Here is a 2,811-nt window from a genome sequence, read left to right as displayed (position 1 = left end):
CTGAAATAACCAATGTAGATGATCAGGCATTACAACGAAGCAAATTGTTCTAGTTTTAATATCTTCTATAGCCTTTAAGGTATTAATTAAGACTCGAGCATTATTAAAGTCAGAAAAATAACAGTTTCTATCAAGAGTTGAAGTTGTAACACTGTAGTAATGAAAGGGAATTGATACCCTATGTTTTCTTAGATTTTGATAATGTGCGGTCATCCATAACCCTCCATTCACTGTATTAAACCTAGTCAAAGATAAAACAGAATCAAGATAAATATACATAGAAACGGCTTTAACCGTGAACATTAAATAAAAAAACCCAAACAATTCGGCGTTAAAACGCCTCCTACAATGATATACATACAAAAAAGGCTCTGAGCAAACACTCAGAGCCTTCTTTTCAAACCGTGGTTTATTACCAGATCTTCACACGATCTTCTGGTTTGATATACATTTTGTCGCCTTCTTTCACGTCAAATGCCTCATAGAACTCAGGCATGTTTGAAAGAATACCGATTACACGGTAGTGGCTTGGTGAATGAGGGTCTGTCATTAGGCGTGTACGTAACTCTTCATCACGATATTTACGACGCCAGATTTGTGACCAGCCCATAAAGAAACGTTGCTCGCCGGTATAGCCGTCAATCACTGGCGCTTTTTGATCACCCAGTGATAATTGATAGGCTGTATAAGCAACTGTTAAGCCACCTAAGTCACCAATATTTTCACCAAGTGTCAGCTCACCATTTACGCTTGCATCTTCAAACGGCTTGTACTCATTGTACTGAGCAACAAGTTGACCTGTGCGCTCTTCAAACTGTTTAAGATCTGATTCGCTCCACCAGTTACGTAAGTTACCGTCACCATCATATTTTGCGCCTTGGTCGTCGAAACCATGGCCTAGTTCGTGGCCAATTACCGCACCAATAGCACCGTAGTTTACTGCGTCATCGGCTTCTAGGTTAAAGAACGGCGGTTGTAAAATAGCTGCAGGGAATACAATTTCGTTATTTACTGGATTGTAGTAAGCGTTAACCGTTTGTGGTGTCATGTGCCACTCAGAGCGGTCTACCGGCTTGCCTATTTTTGCAGTCATGTCTGCAAATTCCCACTCGCTGTAGCGAATGTAGTTACCAACGAGGTCATCACCTTTAATTTCAAGCGATGAGTAGTCTTTCCACTTGTCTGGATAACCAATTTTAGGCGTGAACTTATCAAGCTTCTCTTTCGCAGCAAGTTTCGTTTCAGGGCTCATCCATTCAAGACCTTCAATCGCAACTGCGTAGCCCTTAATTACGTTATCAACCAGCTCTTCCATACGCGCTTTTGCTTCAGGCGGGAAGTTATCTTTAACGTATACTTTACCTAGAATTTCGCCTAACACACCATTAGAGGCATCAACTGCTTTTTTCCACAGAGGTGATTGCTCTGTCACACCACGAAGTGTTGTGCTGTAAAAATCAAAGTTAAGGTCTACTAGCTCTTTATTTAAAAGACCTGCGTAATTGCTCACAAAATGGAATTTAAGGTAGTTCTGCCATGTTGCTAAATCAGTATCGCTATAGATACCTGCAAATTTTTCTAGGTAGCTAGGCTGGCGAACGATTACGTCGTCAGTTTTAACGCCCGATGCATCAAAATACGCAGCTAAATCGAACTCACCCGTCAATTTATTCGCATCAGCAATGCTCATCTTGTTATAAGATTTGGTTGCATCACGGCTTTCAACGCGGCTCCACTGTGCATCAGCGATACTTGTTTCAAGTGCGATGATATTTTTTGCAGCAGCTTCTGCATCAGCAACACCCGCTTTGCTTAAGATAGCAGTAATGTATGCTTCATAGGCTGCGCGAATCTTGGTGAATTTTTCATCATCTTTTAAGTAGTAATCACGGTCAGGTAAACCTAGGCCTGATTGGTAAACATACATCGCGTTTTCGCTTGAGTTTTTCGCGTCGTTATTTACGTACCAACCAAATGGTAAGCTTCCGCCTTTAATACGTAACTCAGCCATTAATGTAACGAGGTCTGATTTATTCTTAACTGCGTCAACACTTTCAAGAATTGGCGTTAATGGTTTGATACCCGCAGCTTCGCGGCCCGCTTCGTCCATATAGCTGTTATAGAAAGCAGCTAATTTAGCTTCGTCAGAGCCTGGCTTAACATTTTTATTTGCTGCGGCTTTTTCGAGTACTTCTTTCATCGCTTTTTGCGAATCATCATAAAGCTGAGTGAATGAACCGTAGTTTGATTTATCACCTGGAATTTCTGTTTTTTCTAGCCATTCACCGTTAACGTGATAGTAAAAGTCGTCTTGTGCACGAACAGACTTGTCCATGTTCGCCAGTTCAATACCTGAATCTAAAGGTGCTTTTGCTTCAGTGACGGTTGCCGTTGCAGGTGTTTTAATTTCTTGTTCTTTTTCACCACAACCAACAAGACCAAGTGCAAGCGCAATACTTGCAGCGGTAAGTGTTACTTTTTTCATGGGAGTCCTGTACTTAATTGTTTTTGAAGTATCTATTGAAAAACCATAATAGCAGGTAGTTTTTCGCTACCCCCATAATAAACCTCATATGCAAAACAATAAAATCGAATATGTAACAATTTTTATCAAAAAGGGATGAGCTGCATATTTGAACGATGAAACAAAAAATTAGAGGTTAAAAGATAGAAAATAGAAAATAGAAAATAGAAAATAGAGGTTAGAAGTTAGCCACCTTCGCGCGAAATAAATTTCACGCCTACATTAAACCGTAGGCGTTATGCTTGCATGGCGCGTTTGCGCAGCAACATCTTTTATAAGATTCACGG

At 40.4% G+C, this 2,811-nt stretch carries 2 protein-coding genes; both read right to left on the bottom strand.

Translation table 11 applies throughout. The annotated features are described in order from the left end of the window. Positions 1 to 213 (bottom strand): transposase (locus BM378_RS20565; protein WP_501037671.1); only part of this gene is annotated, 213 nt, incomplete at its 3' end. A gap of 199 nt (positions 214 to 412) precedes the next feature. After that, a complete protein-coding gene (locus BM378_RS19875; RefSeq protein WP_074989859.1) occupies positions 413 to 2,485 on the bottom strand; it encodes a M13 family metallopeptidase in 2,073 nt (690 codons plus the stop codon). Between the last annotated feature and the right edge of the window lie 326 nt (positions 2,486 to 2,811).

The organism is Pseudoalteromonas lipolytica (assembly GCF_900116435.1).
GTDB classification, from domain to species: domain Bacteria; phylum Pseudomonadota; class Gammaproteobacteria; order Enterobacterales; family Alteromonadaceae; genus Pseudoalteromonas; species Pseudoalteromonas lipolytica.
This window is presented reverse-complemented; position numbering and strand designations above follow the sequence as displayed.

What these genes read in the sequence shown, in the direction of transcription:
- BM378_RS19875 (WP_074989859.1), bottom strand. Translation starts at nt 2,485, where the DNA reads ATGAAAAAAGTAACACTTACCGCTGCAAGTATTGCGCTTGCACTTGGT.